We start from the raw sequence: 18396 nt of genomic DNA, 5'->3' as shown, positions 1-18396 counted from the left end.
CTGGCTAACCTGGTACTGTAGCAGCTCGGTACAGAAACTAATCTTTTCTTGCTCATTTCGGTGAGCATCACTAGGTTTTCAATAGTTACAGACGGACCTTGGCCTGTTGAGGGTCACAGATGGTCCATGAGAACGGTAATTCCCTCACTGGTATCAGATGGACCCCTGTGCGGCTGAAGCGACGATCATAGGTGGTCGCCGACACGATGCTGGCCGAAGTTTCAGACTCAGTAGTCTGAAGGACTTCGCTGTTATAGACATTTTAAACGTTTATTAACATATTTAGCCAGGATAGTATATGGAACGAATGTACACCACCGGATTACTACGGAGATTTAGTCGTGTGGATTTATATGTATCGGTGGTTGCAAAACAGATAATGGAATTTGAAACGATCTGCATCTCCGGGTATCGGTCTCTTGACTCAAATGTACGCCTTAATCTCGAACCTCAAATCACTACATTAGTTGGACCAAATGAAAGTGGAAAATCTAACCTGATAAGTGCTCTTTCTAAATGCAAGGTAAATCCTAAGTATTCAGATTCAGACAGATCGTATATCTCTGAGGAAGAAATGGAGATTATAATTGAGATATCAAGTACTCCCATAAATAATATATTAGAAGATATAGTTAAAACAAGGCAAAGGCTATACAATGATGAAAGTATCCCGAATAAGGTTAGATTATCTATCGAATTGGCTGATAATAACCCTAGTATAGTTGAAATAGACTCCCCAGATATAATATCAGTAATCAATGAAAGACGGCACGAAGAATTACGTAACGTAGTTGAATTTATCAAAAATAAAGAGGATTTGTCACCACCGGGACACCTCATTTCTACTATTGAAAATATGATATATCAAGACGATATTAGGATGTCTAAAGAAAAAGATTATTTAAATAGTTTGAAAAAGTGGGCAGATGCTGAATTGGAAGATTCTGAATTTGATGGCCTCGTATCTGTTATAGAGTGGGTCTCATATTCACCAGCACAGTTGATTCTACAATCGATTCCTGATGTTCAATATTATGATGAAGCTCAAACAGTAGAAGACGAAAGACAGATTTCAGAACTTGAAGAAGGTGATTTCTATTACGAACTTCTCAGATACGCAGAATTGGAACCTGATGAGTTCAATGAATTAGATCCGATCAGCCGCAGGAATATTCGTGAACTAGCCTCCAAAGAACTCACAGAACTCTTCAATGAATTTTGGCGGCAGGAAGATATTGACTTCAAAATCGAATTCGGGAACGGAACAGTCTCGTTACTCATCGCTAACAAAGACGACGATTTAGAAGATGGTGAACTCAGAAATTATGACTTGCCATCGTATCGAAGCGAAGGATTCCGATACTTCCTCTCATTCTTTGTCAAAATCTTAGCCAACTCAGATAATCTTCTCGAAGACAATCTAATCCTTCTAGATGATGCTGGAACACATCTCCACCCGGATGCACAAAAAGACCTGCGAGCGTCACTAGAACGCTTAGCAGAAGACAATCAGGTAGTGATGGCGACCCACTCACCATTTCTCATCAATGGCGATGATACATCCGAAATCAGACTAGTCGACACCCAAGGCGAAGGCGAGGGGACACGGGTCTTAGAGAAGATGTCTCAGCACGATGCCTCGGGTGATGATGCCTTTGCGTCGGTTCGAGCAGTTATCGGTGCAGGATTCGCTGATTCCCTATTCGCGAACAAACGGAATGTTTTGGTGGAAGGAACAACCGATGAAACCTATCTCAAAGCTTTCTCGAAATACTTTGAATCTAGAGACGGTCCCGCACTCAACCCTGAAAAGACAGCCGTGGTTGATTCGATGGGCGCGTCAAAAATGGGCAAGTACGGCAAAATCTTCTATGCAGAGGGCTATGACTTCGTCTGCCTATTTGATTCAGACAAGGAGGGAATAGACCACTCTGGGGAGCTTAGAGAGGACTACAATATAGGGACAGAATCAATACACCTCTTGGACGAATCAATAAAAGAACTACAGGAATACAACGCTGAGATTGAGGACCTAGTGTCTGTTGATGTATATTTCGATGCTGTCGCGGACAGTCATGACCAAATCGGACGTGAGGAACTTGAAGCGATGGATCGACCAGAAACACGGCAAACCACCAATCAAATTAACAGAGAGTTCGGTCCAAGGACGGGTGGAATCAATAAACGCGCTGTAGCAGATACAATAGCGGAATGGACTGAAGAAGACCCAGGGCAGATCGATGAGGAAACAGTACAGAATTTCGAGGCTCTGATAACGGACTTGCTACACAAACTGGGTGATGACTATTCTACTGACAGTAAGAGTCAACCAGAGTCCGCGATTGTTCCACACGAGCCAGTTGAAAACGGCCAATAGATACTAACGGACTTTCGGACAGTTGAAGTTGTAAGCAGTGTCGGTCTGCCGACTCAGGTATATAGTTACAGATAATTTTCGAATGATTAAATTGGGTTAGCACAGAGGTACCATTTTGGCTGGGTCAGTGTTTCAGACGGACCTTTGTGGAGGGCAGATCTCATATGAATAGTAGTATATTTTCAATTTTATTACTTCTAAAAGAACTTCTCCGCACCACTTATGTCCCCCAGTTACTACGAATGACGTAGATGGTCGATAACTTCAATAAGAAGGCTGATTTCATTTGGTCTATTGCAGACCTTCTCCGTGGGGATTACAAACAATCAGAGTATCAGAAAGTCATTCTGCCGATGACAGTCCTTCGCAGACTCGACTGTGTAACTGAGCGCAACAAAGATGAGGTGCTAAAAAGATACGAGCAACTCCAAGACCAGGGCATTGAGAACGTTGCTCCTGCCCTGCGAAAAGCGTCTGACGAAAAGGTGTACAATACCAGCGAATACACCTTCGAAAGCCTCTGTAACGACCCTGATCAGATCGCGAGTAATCTCCAGTATTATATTAACGCCTACGACGAGGAGACGCGAGAAATCTTCGATAAGTTCGATTTCGACCACCAGATTCAGCGCCTTGATGAAGCGGATCTCCTCTACAAAGTAGTTCGGCAATTCGCTGAAATCGATCTTCATCCTGACGAAGTCCCCAACGAAGAGATGGGGTACATCTACGAAGAACTAATCCGGAAGTTCAACGAGCTCAGTAATGAGACCGCGGGAGAGCACTTCACGCCCCGTGAGGTAATCGAGCTGATGGTAAACCTCATCTTTGACGAGGATGACGAGGCACTAGCCGAGGAAGGTGCGGTTCGTACTGTCTATGACCCAGCATGTGGGACTGGCGGGATGCTCAGCGTAGCTGAAGATCACGTTCGGAACCTCAACTCGGAAGCGAACCTCCACGTCTTCGGACAAGAGCTAAACCCGGAATCTTACGCCGTCTGTAACTCTGACATGCTAATCAAGGGTAAAGAACCAGAGAACATCGTCTATGGAAATTCATTTACCGAGGATGGATTCCCTAATCGGTCCTTTGACTATATGCTCTCGAATCCTCCATTCGGGGTGTCATGGAAGAAAATTAAAGAAGAAGTTGAAAGGGAACATGACGAACAAGGATTTGCTGGGCGATTCGGAGCAGGCACGCCACGTATCAATGACGGTGCGTTTCTGTTCCTCCAGCACATGATTAGTAAAATGAAACCACCTGAAGAGGGTGGCTCCAGAATAGCTATCGTATTCAACGGTTCTCCCTTGTTTAATGGAGGACCTAACAGTGGAGAGTCAGCTATTCGTCGCTGGATTCTCGAAAATGATTGGCTAGAATCCATCATCGGTCTACCGGAGAATCTATTCTATAACACTGGAATCAGGACATACATTTGGGTGCTCTCAAACGATAAATCGGATCATCGAGAGGGCAGGACCCAGTTAATAGATGCCAGTGATATGTATGATGAAATGGACGAGAGCCTCGGTGAGAAGCGTCACGAACTTCTCGATAAACATATTCAGGAGATCACTCGGATATTCGGTAACTTAGAAGCCAACGACCGCTCAAAGATAGTTGATAATAAGGAGTTCGGCTATCGGCGTATCGTAATCGACAGACCGCTTCGAATGCGGTTCCAAGTGACCGAAGATCGAATCAAGGCACTTGACGACGAACGTGCATTCACAAATCGTGAGGAAGAAACACAGAAGGAAATCAGGGAAGCACTTTCTGAGATGGATAAAGAGAAAGTTTGGATGGACCGCGATGCCTTTGTGAATGACGTTGAGCTACAGTTGAACATGGCTGGTCTTGACGTGCGGAATAGCGTCTACAACGCCATAGAAAGGGTAATGGGGAAACGAGATCCAGAAGCCGAAATCTGCCGAGACAGCAATGGTAAACCTGAGCACGATAGTGATCTCCGCGAACGAGAGCGCGTACCTCTTGGAAGGGATCCATATGAATATTTTGAACAGGAGGTTGCGCCGTACTTTGACAACGCGTGGATCAACGAGAGTAGCAAATATCATGATGATCAAGACGGTGAGCTTGGCGTAGTTGGCTATGAAATAAACTTTGATAGACATTTCTACGAATACAAATCTCCAAGACCATTAGAAGAAATAGATTCGGAAATTAACTCCCTGAAAAAGTCGATTTCAAGTCTTCTGGAGGGAGTGACTAAATGAAGACGCCTTGGGAGGAAGAGATTCCAGAAGAGTGGGATACCATTCCACTCAAGTATCTTATGGATATTCGAACTGGTGGAACTCCAAGTAGGTCTAAAGACAATTTTTGGGACGGAAAAATTCCGTGGGTTTCTTCAAAAGATATGGTATCGAAGAACATTGGTGACGCAGAAGAGTATATTTCACATGATGCAGTTGAACAATCATCGGCAGAATTAGTTCCTAAGGGGAGTTTATTGATTGTATCTCGATCAGGGATTCTGGAGCACACAATACCAGTAGCGGTAACGACTGATAAAGTCGCAATCAATCAGGATATTCGTGCGTACATTCCTCGAGAAGATATTATATCTTCAAAATACATTTGTAATGTTATAACCGGCTTTGAACAACCATTGCTAGAAATGTGGAAACAACAAGGTGCTACTGTTCAGAGCTTGAATTCTGTTGCTGTGGCTGAAACAAAGTTCCCAGTCCCATCAAAACAACAGCAGAATTTAATTACTGACTTCTGTTCAGAAAATTCTATTTATATTTCATCTGCAATTGATGCAGCCGATTCTCTAAAAGAAGCGCTGAAACAAAGACGAATTGCGAAGATTTGGGAAGAAGTAACTCACTCTGGCAGTAAGAATTCAGGAAGAAAGGAGACGAATTTACCTTGGTTGGGTACTATTCCGAATGATTGGATGGTCACAAAAATAGGCTGGATTTATGATATTCAACTTGGTAAGATGTTAGATGAATCTGAAATTTCTGGAGATGATTTAGCCCCATATCTACGAAACAAAGATGTTCAATGGTGGAGTATTAATACCGACAATCTGCCAGAAATGGATTTCTCTGAAAGCGAACAATCAAAATACCAACTTAAAAATGGCGACGTATTGGTGTGTGAAGGGGGCGAAGCAGGTCGGAGCGCGGTATGGCGCGAAGACGATGACGAAATCTTCTACCAGAAAGCCTTGCACCGAGTGAGACCAACAAACTCAGACCAAGTTCCAGAGTTCTTTTGTTACTTTATGGAATTCGCTGTAAAAGAGGGTCTCTTCTCTTCTCGGGCGAATCAGAGCACGATTGAGCATGTAACTGTAGAGAAGTTGAGCAATCAAAAGATACCGGTACCACCACTTAGCGAACAAGAAGAAATTGTACAAGAATTGTCTGAATGTATAGGCGAAATAGAATCTTCGCTAGAAGATTTAAATAAAATCCAAGATTTACTTAAAGAAAAGCGCCAAGCACTCATCACCAAGGCAGTCACCGACCAAATTGATTTAAGCGACTGGCAACCACCTGACAAGCAAGAAGCCACCCCATGAGTCCCGGAATCTATGACGAGCACGCCTTCGAGGACGCTATAGAAGCGCATCTCCTCCAGCACGGCGGCTATGAACAACTCCCCGCCGAAGAATTCGACGCCGAGCGCGGCATCTTCCCCGACGTCGTCGTCTCGTTCGTCAAAGAGACACAACCAGACAAATGGGAGAAACTGGAGACGGCATACAAAGGTAACGCCCGAAAGCGCTTCCTCCAGGACCTCACCAGCGCCCTCGAAAACCTTGGCACGCTCGAAATCCTCCGCCACGGTCTCCGCACAACAGGCACTACCATCGAGCTCGCCGCCTTCAAGCCCAACACGGGCCTAAATCCCGAGGTCCAGCGACGCTACGAAGCCAACCGACTAGCCGTCACCCGCCAACTATACTACTCTGCGACAGACCCACAGAAGAGTATTGACCTCGCGCTGTCGGTCAACGGCCTCCCGGTCGCGACAGCCGAGCTGAAGAACAAGAAGACTGACCAGAATATTGAGGACGCGAAAACACAGTATAAGACCGACCGTGACCCCGGTGAACCGGTCCTGAAATTCAAACGCGGCGCGTTAGTTCACTTTGCCATTGACACTGATAGAGTCGAGTATACTACTGAACTCGATGGTGACAGCACGCATTTCCTGCCGTTCAACCGCGGACACAACAAAGGTTCAGGAAATCCTCAACACGAGTCGGGCCACCGAACGGCCTATCTCTGGGAGGACATCTGGGCTAAGGATAGCTGGATGGACATCATCCAGCGATTCATCCACATCGACACCGAAGAAATCCGGAAAGACGGCGTGAAGGTCGACGAGGAAGAGACGATGATCTTTCCCCGGTACCACCAGCTAGAGTGTGTCCGTCAGCTGGTCGACAGTGCCCGTCAAAACGGCGCGGGGGAAGACTACCTAATTCAACACTCCACCGGCAGCGGCAAGAGCAAATCTATTGCATGGTTAGTCCATCGCCTTGTCTCACTACACGACGCTGACGACGAGGCTGTATTCGATGGCGTGGTCGTCGTCACGGACCGAACTGTTCTCGACAAACAGCTTCGCAACACCATCTACGAACTGGACCATAAGACCGGCGTGGTCCATGGAATCAAGGGCGAACAGAGCTCGAAATCCGAGGAGCTTGCCGACGCGTTAGAAGCCGGAAAACCGATCATCATCACCACACTCCAGACGTTCCCCTACGTCATTGAGCACACCCAAGGGCTCCCCGAACGGGACTATGCTGTCGTCGTCGACGAAGCTCACAGTAGTCAGACCGGTGAGATGGCAAAAGAGATGAAACAGATTCTCTCCGGCCAGGACGTCAGCGAGGATGACGACTGGGAAGACCTCCTCGCCAAAAGCGCAGAGTCTCGTGGCCAACAGGATAACCTCAGCTTCTTTGCGTTCACTGCCACGCCGAAGGGGAAAACATTGGAATCGTTCGGTCACACGTCGAAAGACGGTGAGAAACCAGACCCGTTCCATCTCTACTCGATGCGCCAAGCCATCGAGGAAGGGTTCATTCTCGACGTCCTCCAGAACTACACGACCTACGATACCTTCTATGGTATCGCGAAGGCCATTGAAGAAGACCCGCAGGTCCCTCAGAAGAAGGCCGCCAAGGCTGTCTCACGATTCCTGAAGCTCCATCCACACAATATTTCCCAGAAAGTGGAGATCATCGTCGAACACTTCCGGAATCACACGCAGCACAAAATCGGCGGCAAGGCAAAGGCGATGATCGTCACGTCCTCGCGCGTTCACGCTGTGCGCTACAAGCAGGCTATCGACGAACACATTGAAGAACACGGGTACGACATGAACGCACTCGTCGCGTTCAGTGGGACCGTGGAGGACGACGGGCTAGAATACACCGAGAAGGGGATGAACGATATCAAGGAATCCGAACTCCCCGATAAATTCGACACGCCAGAATACCAGGTGCTTGTCGTCGCCGACAAATATCAGACTGGCTTCGACCAACCACTACTCCACACAATGTATGTGGATAAGAAGCTCTCTGGCATTCAAGCAGTGCAGACGCTCTCGCGGTTAAACCGCACGCATCCTGGGAAAGAAGATACGTTCGTCCTCGACTTCGAAAACGACAGAGAGGATATCTACGATGCGTTCGCGCCGTACTACGAAAAGACGACTGTCGAGGAGACGACCGACCCTCAGCACATCTATCAGCTCGAATCCGAACTGAACGCCTTCCAAGTCTATACCCAAACAGAAGTCGATAAATTTGCAGAGGCGTTCTTCGACCCGGAGAACAAAGGGACCGAACAGGCTCATGCAAAGCTGAGTGGGCACATCCAGCCTGCGAAGGATCGCTTCATGGTCAAGGACGAAGAAAGCCAAGACGAGTTCCGCTCAAAGCTTCACTCGTTCCTTCGCCTGTATAAGTTCCAATCGCAGATTGTCAACTACGCTGATCCGGAACTGGAAAAACTCTATACCTTCGGCCGCTTCCTCTACAAGGAACTGCCTCGAGACGCCCAATCATCGCGTGTCGAATTCAACGACGAACTCGCACTACAGTACTATCGGCTCGAAAAAGCTGAAGAGGGTGATATCGAAATGCAGACTGGTAGTGGGGGTGTTTCCGTTCCAACAGATACCGGGACTGGAAGTCAAGAAGACGACGAGGTGGAGCTGTCCACACTCATCGACAAAATTAACGAGCAGCTGGGGACCGACTTCACCGAGGCTGACCAGCTATTCCTCGATCAACTGAAAGAGGACGCACTGGAAAATGACCATCTCCAGCAATCAGCGCGAGTTAACAGCAAGGAGAACTTTGCACTGGAATTCGACGACGCGCTGACTGAGATGTTCATTGATAGAATGGACCAGAACCAAGAGCTGTTTGCCAAGTTCATGGATAACGACGAGGTTCAGGAAATCATCACGAATCACCTGCGAGATGCAGTGTATCAAGAAAGTCAATCTGCTGAGGGTTGATTGGGCTATACCGATTGATATCTCTGGCCCGAAAAACGACACACTTCTGATGCCGATTTCGCCACCACCAGCACCAACGCGCTTGACCTACCGTGCCGACCCACGATTACACTAGCTGAAAGATACGAAGGCCCCAGTACAATTCTCGCCGAATCCGTTGGTACAAGTACGCATTAAGATTCAGAAATCCGATACAGAGAGGGACACTCGGAAGCCACACAAGAAGAGTATGCACTACGAGACTGCTTGTCCCCATATCTGAGGCAATAGACTTACCCAGGGGCAGAACCGGCAACGCAGTTAGATATGTCAGTATTGCCCCAATGACCTCAAGCGGAACAGATGGAAGTAGTGAGCGGACTGCTGTCTCGTTGAAATAGAGCCACTCGTAGTAGCCGATATTCAGCAGCAGGATACTGCTCAGCGCTAAACCACACCAATCTATAGCTTTAGACTTCGCCGTTTCCATCGATTGGCCGTGTACGACAGGCAGTAGAGACGCTGGCGGGCGTTGACGATGCGGAGGTGTCTGGGTTCGCCAAAATTGCTTCAGGTATCGCCGCCCAAGAACACCGAGCTGAATTAGGATGGCAGCCTGAAATGCGAGATACAGGGCAACTAGCGAATACTGTACTGATAAGAAATATATCGGCACTCGTCGTACTCCCTCGCTAAACAGTAGGAGAATATATAGTCCCCTCAGCACACCCAGTGGACCGAACCAGACTATACAGAAAACAGCAAGGAATGCTGCTGGGCGCGTCCAGAAAATAGTCTGCTTTCGCCATGGAGTAGGATTGTCAAACATGATCTGAGAATATATTAGCGCGATATAAATACTTAGTTGGGTTTTATATAAGATTCAAATGGTTCAGAAATACCGATGTCTGTCTTCTGGCATATAATCCACGTTGTCAACTGCTCGTCTTATTTTTCCGATGTGTTTGTTTTCACTACTACTCAAGTCTTCACAATCCTCAGCAAATTGACTCTCATCGATCATAGATTGAATAGTGAAGAATATTTCGTTTTGCAACTCAGAGCTGCTTGAAATAATGTTAGTATGCTCTGAGAAGAGATCGTACAGAGCACAGACGATCTCGACACTAATAAAATGAAATGAGAACTCGGTACCCTTCTCAACTCGCTGACGAGCTTTCCAGTTCAAGCTGCCAGACTTTGTATTCGACAGGAGGAGTTCTTTAGAGATGATGAAAATCATATGCTTGCTTCCACTATACGTGCTATTTTCAGATTCTTCTAAATCTTCTTTTGATTTTGTTAGCTGAATTTTTTCAACTTTTTCACTCTGCTTAGAATCTACAAGATAGCTATCCCCCTCCAATTGAAGTGTTCCATCTGGCTCGTTCTTTCCGCCCCCTGAGAGATAGTCCCGAAATAGGTATCTCAGCACGACATTCAAGTGATCCTCTATCTCATATCCTGCTTTCTGTTTAGTGTCTTGAGATTCCCGAAATTCCTCTGGCTCTGGATAGTACTCTTCTAATATCTTTGCCGATCTACGCGCCTCCTTCTCAATAAGCATTTCTTGATGATATCTTATTATCTTTCGAGTTTCTCCCACAATGTATTTGACTACTTCTTCCTCTGATTCAGAGGTCAATATTTTGTGATAGTTGATCTGGGAGAGAACAACATTGTATATCTTTTCGAATTTATCTGGTCTGGCTCTAAAGGGGATAATGACTCTATAGAACCGTCGATGGTCATCATCAGCATTGTCCGAATACGATTTCAAAACAAGATGTATTCTGTTTTCGTCTGGATCCTCAACGTCCGCAATTCGATGCTGTCGGCCATTAGCCTCTATATCTACTCCCGCCGATTCGCTTAGAACACTATGTGTCTTCTTAATTAGCGCCTCCTTATCCAAAGGAATATAGCTTTCATCACTACTCATATCTATAATACCGTCATTCAAGATCTCATCTACACTCGCACCCACATCCATCTCTTGTAGAGATTTGAGATATTTTTTCCGATGATTTCGATTTGTAGTCAGCATTTTATTGAAATAGTATGAGGCTGGTTTGTGATACGGCTCATAAACATCAATGCCATATCTTGAGAGGACATCTTCAATTGTGTCTCTTATTGATGGGTCACTCTCAGACACTTCGAGAGAAATTTTGATGAACTCTCTATTATCACTTGTTCGGGAAAATGTTTGAAAATTGAGTTCAAACTCAATGTCGTTTTCTTCAGTAACATACACAAATTTGCACTTATTTACCGCCAACAAGTCCAGTTTGTTCCGTATTAGAAGATCATAGTCAACGAACTCTTGCACCGCAATAACGCCTTCACCGGAAGATACAGAAAGGGAGATATCTGAGCTTCCCCCGGAGATACTGATATCTCGGAGGAAAAAGTCGTGTGACTTCAACTGCTGTATGAAGTGCGGATCTATGTCCAGTTTATCGTATGCTTCTGGCTCCTCATCTTGAAGTACAATCGTATCAAGATCATGCGCTGTATGCACGAACCGATTTCTCTGACTTTTGTTACCTGAAAGCCGTATTTCGTCATCATCCTTATTTACCTCCAACAGGAGTGGCGGATAGTATTCTTCCTCAGTTGGTTGAAGTGGCTCAATATACTCTCTCGAATTCTTTTCACCAACGTAGATTATTCTGGGATTACAGCTTTCACTATTCAAAACAATATTTTCTCCCATATCAATATCTAATAAAAACTCATCAATATCCGTTTCATCGTCCAGTTTTCGAATGTCGCTTAATCTGAACTCTTTGTCGAATCTAGCGTTGATCAATTCAGTCACAAACTCTTCGAACCCGACGTCAGAAAAATCTGAAAATGTGACATCATAGGCATCTGAGAGTATGTCTGCTACATCCTCCCAGAACTCATTGTCCTCTCTATATGTTGAAGTATACTGTTCCTGCAGTTCGCTTACTGATGTATCATGGCTTTCAAGCGCATTTCTAGCTGAGCGAAAGATGGTAGCACTCTTCCTATTGAAAAGTAAAGGAAGTATTCTGTCCGTCAAGAACCTCTGTTCAAATTGTTCGTCTTTCATGTTCCTTTCTCCCACGGGATAATCCCAGTAAATGTAATATATGTACCATTGAATGTCATATTTCTTCTCAGTTCGAACAGATATTAAAGGTTAGCCATCAGGTTGAGATTGCGAGGATCAAACATCCGCGGAAACACCTCAATCTGAGCCATTCCATTCAAGCGAATAGCCGATGACAGCGGCACCAGATTCCAGTACCCTTCAGCCGGTGGGACGGTTTTCAGCGAATCAGCCAACAAATCCCCGATAGCACTATCCCGGAGACGAATCCAGCGCCGTGACTGATGATATTCGTCGTCGTCCCCTGCTGGACGATATCTACCGGGAACAACAGGAGAACAAGGAGCCCGAGTAGCACAACGACGAGACCAACGAACAGTCCCTCCGGAACCACTTCCAACCGAAAGGCAGCCCCCACTGGCAAAGCGACCTCGTCGACCAGCTGCCATCCGCTCAATGCGATGCCAACCAAGCCCAGCCCGATGATGGTCACCGGCACACCCGACGTGTAGATGACCGCAATCTCAAGCAACAACCCAATGAAAACCATTGGACCCACCGACCACGTAACCACACGCGAGTACCGCCGCTCCAACCAAATGAGCAACGCAACGAAGAGAAAGCCGACAAACCCAGCGGCGACACCGGAGAACCCACGTTCAGCCCCCATGAGTCCAGGCTGCAGGCTCGTCAGCACCAGATAGCTTGTCGAAGTCACCAAGAACGGTACCATCACGACGAGCACGACGACCGTCCGACGGAACCAGCGACGCTGGCCAGCCTCCCGGGATAGCAGATACGTCATGCCCGCAGCCAAGCCATAGCCAATCAGATTCGTGACCAAGTGACTGGTGCTATGATGGACGAACGCACTCGTGAACACCGACAGCACAGCTGGGTACTGGTACCTGAACGCCAACTGCGAGTGCATGGCTGGTGGCAACAAGACGTGAATCGCGGCCACGGCCAACCCAATTCCTCCCACCAGTCCTATCTCGAGGTATGCACCTGACAAACTACAATAGATAGTGTATCCATCTACATATTAACGTTATTGCAGACATATACTAATGAGTGAGATAAACCGATTCCGACTGCTCATAGCGAGACTGTTTCCCCTTCCGGGACAATTTGTCGGTCAGACCAGTGAGCACAATGTCGGAGAAACATCGACGACAGTCTGCTGGATGCCAAACGCGGTCATCGGCACGCCGGGGAAGACGACAATTTTCAATACTATTTGGGTAAACGAGCGCGTCAAAGACGAATTGCCGGCCGAGCTAATCGAGTATCTGATCCTCCACGAACACGGCCATGCATCACGCAGCGTTGCCGTCCGCCTCAAATTCCTCGTCCTGACGGTCGGTCTTGCTGTTACTACCGTAGCCCTGCTCTTTCTCACCATGATTGTAGGCACAACTGCAGTGTTCAATCCGATGTACTCCCTTGTGCAGGGAGCGATCGTGGTCATAATTGGTCTAGTGTTTGCGACATTCGCCGCTACAGGATATCGTCAGGTGCGCTGGAACGAGGAACTTCGAGCGGAACGGAACGCGCTTCGTGGATTGGGGCCAGCGGAGTATCGGCGCCGGCACGATCAATTTGAGAGACTCAGAAACCGTGGAATTATCGAGCAACTCAAGCGCCGACTCTTTTATCCGACGGTAGACGAGGTCGTCGGTAGAGAAAATCCCCAGTAAGAGAGTAGGTACATGGGGGATAATGAGATGTCTGCTCAGCAGGTCCGAAAAGAAGCCAGAGGATGTCCACGGAACCTTGCTGTTGACGTTCAGTTGCATACCCATCCCAGCGGTCGCGTATTTGGTGCGGTGAACGCGCCAGTATCGGCCATCTCGCAGCACCGAACTCGGGTGACAGTATCCAATAAACGAGGCCGGGTTCCCATCGGACAGCCAGTGCAGTATGCTGTCATCTGGAACCTGGCTCCGATCCGCCTCTGAGCACTGTTGTTGCTCACGACAACGGCAGAAACATCCACTCAGTGGAAATGCGAAATGACTACCGGTTTCAGTATGTAGTATCAATCAGCTCAACGTTGTTTTGACTCTTGAACCGATTGTTTGTCCACCAGTAATCAAAAATTTTCTCAAGCTGTGCGGCTTTTTCTTCAGAAATTTCGTGTACAATCGTCAGATTGGATTCCAACGAGTTGAACGAGGTTCCAAAAGTCATGCTGCGTCCTTTGGAGAGTAGAAATCTATCGTGAAGCGGTGTCGGAGAATCGGGGACCCAGCTAATGTGGAGATCTTTCCCATCCTGTCTGGCCGTCGATACAGTGCTCTCAAAGTCTTGGCGTTTATCTTGCATCTCTCCACTATAAAGGGCTGTTATCACCCACATATTAGCATCTTGTTCTGACGCAGCCACTAGTTTCGTGAGGTCATCCGGTCTCAAATACGGATCGACAATCTTGACGGTCCCTGACAGGGAATCATGAACCATTTCCATCACCTCCTCATAATCCGATTCGTCTTCAACAACCCAATTCTCTTGGTCACTTCCGCCTGAAAGCGCTAATCTCTGATCCCAACTAAAACGGCCTACGGTATAATCTGAATCTCCAAAAATTAGTTCAGGAGTTTCGGCCGATGGAGCTGAACTATAACCAGACCTCACATTGACATTCAGGTTAACATGCCTCACGAGGGGTATGCTGTATTCATCAAGGAGAACCCCGTCATACGTGATTTTGAGAATCCTATCGGATGCGCCGGATGAGGGGATATCAGGAAGCTCGTACCTCTGAGTTGAATCCGCATTTAACGCCAACCTTGATGGCACACGTTGCTCTGTCCGAACAAACTCGCTTGCAGTGCTCTCGGAAATACTATTTGAACCGTTCAAATCTACAGATTTCTCATTCAGTAACTGACCGTACTCCTCTTCCCGTAAGGTGATTTCTAATTCGTTCGTGAAACCCGACTTGGTTTCAACAATCCACGTATCATGCAGGTCCAATACCTCCTCATCATTGAGAGTCTCTACCTCTTCGTGCAGGCGGCGCGCTAATTTCTCACCACTTTCGTTAAACCGAATCCGTACCCTCCTATCTTCTACGGCAGCTAGAATCGCACCGAGGTACTCCGCATGCTCATCAAGATCGATACCAAAATTATCTTTCAATGAATCCTGAAGAGCTATTTCCTGTTCAAGCCCCGAGGACGGGATTGAATCTCCCACAGGCCAATACTCGACACAGAACGCGGGATACTCCATTCCAAATCCTTCCATCTCCTGACTATTCCGACGACAGATGCGGGGTTGCCGATGCTGATCAAAGGTGATAGTTCCGGTGTCCGGCAAGTCCACTGAGAGTTCTATCTGGACCTGATTGCTGAGGGCCTCAGGGACGACCTTAAGAAGATCTGTTTCAGAAATTCTTTCTGAAGTAATAATAAGGTCATCTTCTGGAGAAATCGTTATGTCTCCAAAATCTGTAGTAGTCAACAAACCGAACAGAAGTGAGGGGTTACCCGAACTCAAATTCCATGCACTAACGAAGCTTCCTGAACTGAACGTTGTCGGATATTCCTCAATTAACTCACGCATTTCTGTTTTCATAGGGACATCAATCCACTCATAACAGTAGTTACTTCGGATACCCTCGTTCCGCTCACTACACGCACTACACTGACCGACCGGGGAGTGAATTCCACCCTTGTAATCTCCAAAGAAGTACTCAGATAGCAATCAGTCCCACGTCCCATCAAGTGACGCCTGCAAAGACCGGTTCTCGCTCAGAAACTCCTGCCGATACTGGCGTGGCATCTTCTCTAACGCCCACACATCGATCTGGTCGGGATCAAACAGCCGCGGAAACGCCTCGATTTGAGCCACACCATTCGAGCGAATATTCGAGGACAGCAAGTCCATATCCCAGTACCCCTCAGCCAACGCCACCGTTTTCAGCGAATCAGCTAGCGAAATGGAATTACGCTCGACCGGGTTCGACGTCCGACCACCATCTGCCGGTGGCCCATAAATCGACCACTCGACACCGTCGGTTAGAATCCCGTAGGGTGAAATGAACCCCTCGATGCCGAGATACTCTTTGATATCCTCTGCCCCACGCTCGACATCGTTCATGGCCTTCACCTCGCCAATGTAGGGAATTTCAGTACTCGTCAGTTCGAAATCCGGCCACCGCTTGCGATAGACACCAGTACTTCGTGGTTCCAGCTGGGAGTCCAGTCCCACTGCCGAGAGCAACGGCTCGACCAAATTGAACCGCGTGTACGCTTCTGGCTTGTAGGCGAGGTCGACTGCATCCAACGAGATAGTCCCAAAGAGCAACTTCTCGAATTCGCGCCGTGACGTCTCCGACTCCAGTTTAGCAAGAGTGGTGATAAACCCGCCTACTACTAGAATTGTTTCAGATACCCCTTCGTCATTGATGCTGTCGATGACAAGACATCGAATTTGAGATAAGACGTCCATCCATTCAAACGAAACCGAGTCTCCTGAGCGACCAACACTTAGTCACAGATGATAATAGTAACCGAACACTTTTCTACCTCTCTGAAGCAGTCCGGTACGTAAATGACAGAGAAAAAGGAAGGAGGAATAGGAGATTTTACTCGACAGGACCTTCGAAAAGCCACGAAGTTTGTCGAAGGGGACTATAACGGGATTAACCCTCGATCATTCTACCGGAAGCTCAAACGAGCCGTAGAAGAAATTCAGGACCCTCGCGGGTTTAAATATCAAACTGAAGGCACACAAGCGGCAGACCTCTCCATCGAGAGCGAGGATGTCGGACAAAAGACGGGTACTGTCAAGGGCCGACTCAAAGCCGACTCAGATTGGCTGGAGGTTGGAGACGGTGAGTTAGAGTACCGACCGTACGGGCCACACGGCGCAGCAAGCATCGTTGCAGGAATCGTGATGCTCGTTTTGGGTATCAGCGGTGCAGGAATCCTCTGGACGATACTCGGTCTTGCGGGTGTCGGCGGTGGGATCTACGGATATACTCGAAGGGAGACAGACACCTTCCCTATCATTCAGCAAGACGTCATCCGTGTGCTCATCACCGGCGAAGTGAGCGAGCGCACAACGGAAGGAGAACACGAAACCCGGACTGATATTTTCGCGAATATGAGTGTCGTGTTCTCCGGTGACGTGTTCGTTGCCGTCGATACTGGCGGTCTCGAAGAGCTCGAGTGGACGTTCCGCAGAGAGATCGTTAATCAGGTCAAACGGTGGCATAATCAAGTCGTTGAGTCAGAGCGAGAAGAACTCCAGATTGAAGAGGGGTTTATTTGGCAACTGAAAGGCTTGGGCGATCGTGATGTCAAAGAACATCGCGGAGTCATTGAGGGTGCGCAATCGGTTCTCATCCGAGACGCGCCGTTCGAATACCGAGTGGCATACACTGATTTGCTCGAAGAACAGCTCACCCCCGAAATGCAGGAGAATCTTCGGACTCACGAAACCGAACTTATGGCAGAACTCGAAGAACTGGCCGAAGATGTGGATGTCTACGTCGAGCGGGAAGGACTCCAGCACACTAGTCGGCTGGAAGGCTCGAGCGGCGACCCCAATCCGCAGCTCAATTCCGAATAGACGCTCAGACCATCACGTTTCTTTCCTTTAGCGGGCCGGACATCGGCGATTTCGATGAGAAGAGATAGTCAGAGACGTTGTCGGCAACGTAGTGTCACCGAACATCAGTCAGTTTTGCCACTCCTAGTGACTGGGATGAAGCTACGACCCCACCATCGCAACAAAGGAGAACACACGACATCGAGAGAGACACGCATGGTACACTGAGACGCATGACGACCTCTTGCTACCAGAGAGATATACCCACGCTTTTGACGGTAGAACAGAAACCCCACAATTGGGAGCATGGGCTTACGAAACGCAGTAGCAACAGTTATTCGTGGACGGCAGTCGGATACACGTATTCGAGAATGCCGGCAGTGCGGGACGATGCTTGACGAGGAGACGACTGTCTGTCCAGACTGTGGATCAACCGAAATCGCGCAGTACCAATTTGCCTGACTGGCCGCACATACCCGAGGAATTGTTGGAGTAGCTGCCGTAGAGACACATATGGTGGCACCGGATGCGAGTGACCGTCTTGCTGATGCGCCACCCAGCGCCAAGCTCGTCTACAAAATTTGAGGGACTCGATGAAAGAATCTGGCGGACTAGAATGTGTTGACTATCTCTACTCGCAGTGAAGCGTGCTATGCAGTACTGTTCTTTCGGCGGTTACGCGGAGTACCAAGGCGCGAGCACAGGGAGTAGGGCAGATGCCACCTATATCGCGCTGCGAAGCCACCAGTGATGACCCGAGGAACGACGAAATTCAATCCCCGATACGACCACCAACCCTAGAATACAGCATAACTGAACTACACGCAGCCCGGAAGCACCAGTCGTCCTGCTGAAAGAACACTACCTC

At 47.8% G+C, this 18396-nt stretch carries 10 protein-coding genes; 6 read left to right on the top strand and 4 right to left on the bottom strand.

The features are described 5' to 3' along the window. Window positions 1-298 precede the first annotated feature (298 nt). The 4 genes from EGH23_RS19130 (at window position 299) to EGH23_RS19115 (ending at window position 8905) form a co-directional block, all read left to right on the top strand. The gene (locus EGH23_RS19130) at window positions 299-2377 is read left to right on the top strand and encodes an AAA family ATPase (RefSeq protein WP_220581590.1); all 2079 of its coding nucleotides are present in this window, start codon (window positions 299-301) and stop codon (window positions 2375-2377) included. 251 nt (window positions 2378-2628) lie between these two features. After that, window positions 2629-4620, top strand: coding sequence for a type I restriction-modification system subunit M (locus EGH23_RS19125; RefSeq protein WP_220581589.1), 1992 nt, complete (start codon window positions 2629-2631; stop codon window positions 4618-4620). After that, window positions 4617-5942 (top strand): restriction endonuclease subunit S, encoded by a 1326-nt coding sequence (locus tag EGH23_RS19120; RefSeq protein ID WP_220581588.1) that lies wholly within the window; start codon window positions 4617-4619, stop codon window positions 5940-5942. The genes EGH23_RS19125 and EGH23_RS19120 overlap by 4 nt, the downstream gene beginning before the upstream one ends. After that, complete coding sequence (locus EGH23_RS19115; protein WP_220581587.1) at window positions 5939-8905, top strand: type I restriction endonuclease subunit R; 2967 nt, start codon at window positions 5939-5941, stop codon at window positions 8903-8905. The genes EGH23_RS19120 and EGH23_RS19115 overlap by 4 nt, the downstream gene beginning before the upstream one ends. An 871-nt stretch (window positions 8906-9776) precedes the next feature. Here EGH23_RS19115 and EGH23_RS19110 read toward each other — a convergent pair. Both EGH23_RS19110 and EGH23_RS19105 read right to left on the bottom strand, forming a co-directional pair. Continuing rightward, window positions 9777-11966, bottom strand: a complete 2190-nt coding sequence (locus tag EGH23_RS19110) for a hypothetical protein (protein WP_220581586.1) — start codon at window positions 11964-11966, stop codon at window positions 9777-9779. Window positions 11967-12186: 220 nt separating this feature from the next. Next, complete coding sequence (locus tag EGH23_RS19105; protein WP_220581585.1) at window positions 12187-12930, bottom strand: hypothetical protein; 744 nt, start codon at window positions 12928-12930, stop codon at window positions 12187-12189. Between the two features lie 223 nt (window positions 12931-13153). Here EGH23_RS19105 and EGH23_RS19100 point away from each other — a divergent pair, with 223 nt between their 5' ends. Beyond that, window positions 13154-13666, top strand: coding sequence for a hypothetical protein (locus tag EGH23_RS19100; protein WP_220581584.1), 513 nt, complete (start codon window positions 13154-13156; stop codon window positions 13664-13666). 328 nt (window positions 13667-13994) lie between these two features. Here EGH23_RS19100 and EGH23_RS19095 read toward each other — a convergent pair whose 3' ends face one another. Together EGH23_RS19095 and EGH23_RS19090 are read right to left on the bottom strand one after the other, a co-directional pair. Beyond that, complete coding sequence (locus tag EGH23_RS19095; RefSeq protein WP_220581583.1) at window positions 13995-15536, bottom strand: hypothetical protein; 1542 nt, start codon at window positions 15534-15536, stop codon at window positions 13995-13997. Window positions 15537-15677: 141 nt separating this feature from the next. After that, window positions 15678-16424, bottom strand: a complete 747-nt coding sequence (locus EGH23_RS19090; protein ID WP_220581582.1) for a hypothetical protein — start codon at window positions 16422-16424, stop codon at window positions 15678-15680. Window positions 16425-16526: 102 nt separating this feature from the next. Between EGH23_RS19090 and EGH23_RS19085 the strand changes: the two genes are divergently transcribed. Next, the gene (locus EGH23_RS19085) at window positions 16527-17549 is read left to right on the top strand and encodes a hypothetical protein (protein WP_220581581.1); all 1023 of its coding nucleotides are present in this window, start codon (window positions 16527-16529) and stop codon (window positions 17547-17549) included. Window positions 17550-18396 lie beyond the last annotated feature (847 nt).

Source organism: Haloarcula nitratireducens (assembly GCF_019599505.1).
Note: the sequence above shows the minus strand (reverse complement) of the source record. Positions and strands in the feature narration are given on the sequence as shown.

Bases quoted from the DNA above. Each gene is read 5' to 3' on its own strand.
- EGH23_RS19130 (WP_220581590.1), top strand. From the start codon at position 299: ATGGAACGAATGTACACCACCGGATTACTACGGAGATTTAGTCGTGTG.
- EGH23_RS19125 (WP_220581589.1), top strand. From the start codon at position 2,629: ATGGTCGATAACTTCAATAAGAAGGCTGATTTCATTTGGTCTATTGCA.
- EGH23_RS19120 (WP_220581588.1), top strand. From the start codon at position 4,617: ATGAAGACGCCTTGGGAGGAAGAGATTCCAGAAGAGTGGGATACCATT.
- EGH23_RS19115 (WP_220581587.1), top strand. From the start codon at position 5,939: ATGAGTCCCGGAATCTATGACGAGCACGCCTTCGAGGACGCTATAGAA.
- EGH23_RS19110 (WP_220581586.1), bottom strand. From the start codon at position 11,966: ATGAAAGACGAACAATTTGAACAGAGGTTCTTGACGGACAGAATACTT.
- EGH23_RS19100 (WP_220581584.1), top strand. From the start codon at position 13,154: ATGCCAAACGCGGTCATCGGCACGCCGGGGAAGACGACAATTTTCAAT.
- EGH23_RS19095 (WP_220581583.1), bottom strand. From the start codon at position 15,536: ATGCGTGAGTTAATTGAGGAATATCCGACAACGTTCAGTTCAGGAAGC.
- EGH23_RS19090 (WP_220581582.1), bottom strand. From the start codon at position 16,424: ATGGACGTCTTATCTCAAATTCGATGTCTTGTCATCGACAGCATCAAT.
- EGH23_RS19085 (WP_220581581.1), top strand. From the start codon at position 16,527: ATGACAGAGAAAAAGGAAGGAGGAATAGGAGATTTTACTCGACAGGAC.